Source organism: Cetobacterium sp., from assembly GCF_048470075.1.
Classification (GTDB): domain Bacteria; phylum Fusobacteriota; class Fusobacteriia; order Fusobacteriales; family Fusobacteriaceae; genus Cetobacterium_A.
In genome coordinates this window covers 1-3,709 of the sequence record NZ_DBGBQB010000064.1, presented here as the reverse complement: position 1 = coordinate 3,709, position 3,709 = coordinate 1, and the positions used below count along the sequence as shown (strand labels likewise).

The window sequence follows — 3,709 nt, the reverse complement described above, 5'->3', positions numbered from 1 at the left end:
TCTGGCATTTGTTATTTTCATAACTTCTGACTATTTTCTCTATTCGGTTGTTAATGTCCTTTAGTTTTCATTCGTCTGCGGTGTTTCCCGCTGACAAAAATTATAGTATCACAAATTTTAAACTAAGTCAACAACTTTTTTCATTTTCTTTTTTATTTATTTTTTAACCATTTAATTAAATTTAGTTTTTTATACGAAATTTTACTATTTAATCTACTCTGTACTTTAATAATATAGCGCTCTCCTAAAAGAATTTATTTTTGTCTTATAGTTACTTTTATGATAAAATTACATATATTTTAAATATATTTTTATTTTTAGGAGGATTTTATGAACATAGTATTAATGGAACCTGAGATTCCATATAACACAGGAAATATAGGTAGGAGTTGTGTTCTTACAAATACAACTTTACATCTAATCAAACCTCTAGGATTTTCATTAGATGAAAAACAAATTAAAAGATCAGGACTTGATTATTGGGAACTGATTGATTTAAAAATATGGGAAAATTATGAGGAGTTAAAAGCTTCTTATCCTGATTCTACTTTCTATTTTGCTACTACAAAAACAACACAAAAATATTCCGATGTTAAATATGGACCAAATGATTTTATTGTTTTTGGACCTGAATCTAGAGGAATTCCCGCTGAAATAAGAGAAGCAAATGTGGATACATGTATAACTATACCTATGATTAAAATGGGAAGATCTCTTAATCTATCAAATTCTGCAGCAATTATTCTTTATGAAGCTTTAAGACAGAATGATTTTGATTTTGGAGAATAAACCTATGATCTCCCTAATTGTAGCATTGGATGAAAATGGATTGATTGGAAGTGAAAACTCTATGCCTTGGTCTATCCCAGAGGATTTAAAACTTTTTAAAGAGATTACTACAGATAGTATTGTAATTATGGGAAGAAAGACTTTTCAATCAATAGGTAAACCTTTACCAAATAGAATAAATTTTATTTTAACGAAAGATGAAAACTTTTTTCACGAAGGTGTAGAGATTTTTAACTGCCCAAATAACGCATTAAATTCAGCTTATTCTATACAAAAGACCTCTAATAAAAAAATCTTTATTATTGGTGGTGGAACAATTTATGAATATTTTTTACCCTATATAAGTGAGTTTCACTTTTCATATATAAAAGGTAAGTATTTTGGAAATGTCTTCTTTCCAAAAGTAGATCTATCTAATTTTCATATAGCAAATAAGTTGGAGTTTAAAGACTTTACCTATGTTCATTATATAAAAAACACTTGTAATTAGTAAAAACATATGTTATATTACACTTGTAATTGTTAAAATATCAGGGAGGATTATATTAATGAACAGATTAAAATTATCGTTATTAGCTTTAGTAGCTAGTTTAAGTGTTTCTGCCATGGGAGCATCTATAGATCATATCCAAAACTATTCGGCTGAATATGGAGGGAACCCAGCACAACAAGGTGCTATAAATATGGGGTCTACAGTTTATTTTAACCCAGCTGGTCTAATGAGACTAGAAAATGGAACTTATATTGTTGGAGGTATTCAATATGCTTTCGGTGATCAAAATATGAGTGAAAAGGGAAAGGATTTTTCCACTAATCTTTCATCTCCGATTCCTAACTTTGCTCTTTATAGAAAAACTGATGATGGAGCATACTTCTGGACAGTAGGAGGTGTTGGTGGAGGAGCTGAACTTCACTATAAGGATGGTATTCCTTTACCTTTAAGCAAACCAATTTTTGGAATTACTGATGGAAATGATCTTTTATCAAGTTCTAGCATAAAAGGTTCTAACATATATGCTCAGACTACTTTAGGAAGAGCATTTAATTTAACTGATAAATGGTCTGCTTCATTTGCAGTTAGAGGAGTATATGGAAAAAGAACTTTAAAAGCAAATGCTAAGACAAAGGATACTATTCCACTAATAGGTGACAAAACAGCAAGTATTGATTCAGAAAGAGAAGCCGTTGGTTTTGGTGGACAATTTGGTTTAAATTATGCACCAAATGACAGATTAAATATTGGATTTAGATATGACACAACAGTTAAATTAGATTTTAAAACAAAATCTGATATAAATGACCAAACAAAAATTTCAAATAAACTACCTAGTCTTTCAGGAGTATTGCTTGATAAATATCCTGTATATAAAGACGGCTTAAAAACTAGAAGAGATTTACCTGCACTTGCTGCACTAGGTGCTTCATATAAGGTAACAGATCAATGGACTACTTTCATTGGTGGAAACTACTATTTCAATGAAGCAGCTACTATGGACAGAGTGGATGGAATGAATGTAGATTATAAGAACGGTTGGGAGATCTCTGTTGGATCTGAGTACTGGTTCACACCACAAATCGCTTGGCTTGTTGGATTTAACTATGCTGACACTGGGGCGCCTGATAAAAGTTTTGCCGCTACAGAATACGCTCTAAATTCAACTATGTTGGGAACAGGGGTTAAATATAAACCTAATGATACTATGGAGTGGACAGTTGCTTTCAATCACTATATCTATGATTCAAGAACAGTTAATGATATAAGATATGAAAAAGAGATATCTAGTTTAGGTATCAACTTTGTAAAAAAGTTTTAATTTATAATTTTTAGGAGGAATTAATGCCCAAAAAAGCAATTTTTAAAAGAGAACAAATACATGAGAAAGCTTTTGAAATGTTTGAAAAACATGGTTTAGACGATATTACAGCGAGAAACTTAGCCAAAGCTTTAAATTGTTCTCCAGCTCCAATATATAGTTGTTACTCATCTATGGATGAACTTAAAACTGAACTTATAGAGAGAGCAAAAAAAATCTTTATGGAATATGTTGTTAGACCTGAAACAGATATGGTTTTTCTAAATAGTGGTATCGGTCTTTGCGCTTTTGCAAGAGAGGAAAAACAACTATTCAAATCAATATTTCTTAGAGATAATTCATATGGTAAACTTTTAAAAAAATTTAGAGACCTTATGAAAATAGAGATGGAAAAAGATGAGCGTTTTGATAACTTGCCCACTGAATTTAAGCATGACCTTTTCTTAGATTGTTGGTTATTTGGACATGGATTAGCTACTCTTATAGCAACAGATTACTTTGAAAATCCTACGAATGAGTTTATAAAGGATAAGCTTTTAAATAGTGCCGCTGTTATGCTTTATAAAAAACTTGACGATTTCAACTCAAAAAAGAAATAGTTTTGATATAACAAAAACGGTCTGAATATACAGTCCAAAATTATCAAAAAACTCAAGAGAGAATATCGACTTTTAGTTGATATTCTCTCTTTTATTATTATTGGTTTTTTATTATTTTTAGAACATATCTAATTCCATTTCTTTTGAAATATCTTTCATTATTCCTATACCTGCAACACTATTTCCTTCTGCATCTAAAGCTGGCCCAAATACTGCCACACCTATTTTTTTACTTGATACTGGAGATATTATACCTCCACCAACACCAGATTTTCCTGGAATTCCTACATTATCAAGATATGTTCCACTTTGATCATACATTCCACAAGTAGCAATCAATCCACTAACTATCTGTGCGTATTTTTCAGGAATAACTCTTTCTCCTGTTGATAAAACTCCACCATTTGCAAAGAATCTAGCAATTTTAGCTAAACTCTCTGTTGTTACATATATTGAACACTGTTTAAAGTAAACATCTAGAATCTCCTCTACATCTCCACTTAAAAC

The 3,709-nt window shown here is 30.7% G+C and carries 5 protein-coding genes; 4 read left to right on the top strand and 1 reads right to left on the bottom strand.

What is annotated here, in order from left to right; translation table 11 throughout:
* The first annotated feature begins 330 nt into the window (after positions 1-330).
* From ACMOUI_RS02265 to ACMOUI_RS02250, 4 genes are read left to right on the top strand one after another with little or no spacing between them, the layout of a single operon-like run.
* Positions 331-789, top strand: coding sequence for a tRNA (cytidine(34)-2'-O)-methyltransferase (locus ACMOUI_RS02265; RefSeq protein WP_418964124.1), 459 nt, complete (start codon positions 331-333; stop codon positions 787-789).
* On the top strand, positions 767-1,279 hold the full coding sequence (locus ACMOUI_RS02260) for a dihydrofolate reductase (protein WP_418964123.1): 513 nt from the start codon (positions 767-769) through the stop codon (positions 1,277-1,279). Before ACMOUI_RS02265 ends, ACMOUI_RS02260 begins: the two co-directional genes overlap by 23 nt.
* A 58-nt stretch (positions 1,280-1,337) precedes the next feature.
* A complete protein-coding gene (locus ACMOUI_RS02255; RefSeq protein ID WP_418964122.1) occupies positions 1,338-2,603 on the top strand; it encodes an OmpP1/FadL family transporter in 1,266 nt (421 codons plus the stop codon).
* A gap of 23 nt (positions 2,604-2,626) precedes the next feature.
* Entirely contained in the window at positions 2,627-3,202 is a 576-nt protein-coding gene (locus ACMOUI_RS02250; RefSeq protein ID WP_418964121.1) for a TetR/AcrR family transcriptional regulator, read from the top strand.
* A 117-nt stretch (positions 3,203-3,319) separates the two neighbouring features.
* Here ACMOUI_RS02250 and ACMOUI_RS02245 read toward each other — a convergent pair.
* Positions 3,320-3,709 (bottom strand): glutaminase (locus tag ACMOUI_RS02245; RefSeq protein WP_418964120.1); only part of this gene is annotated, 390 nt, incomplete at its 5' end.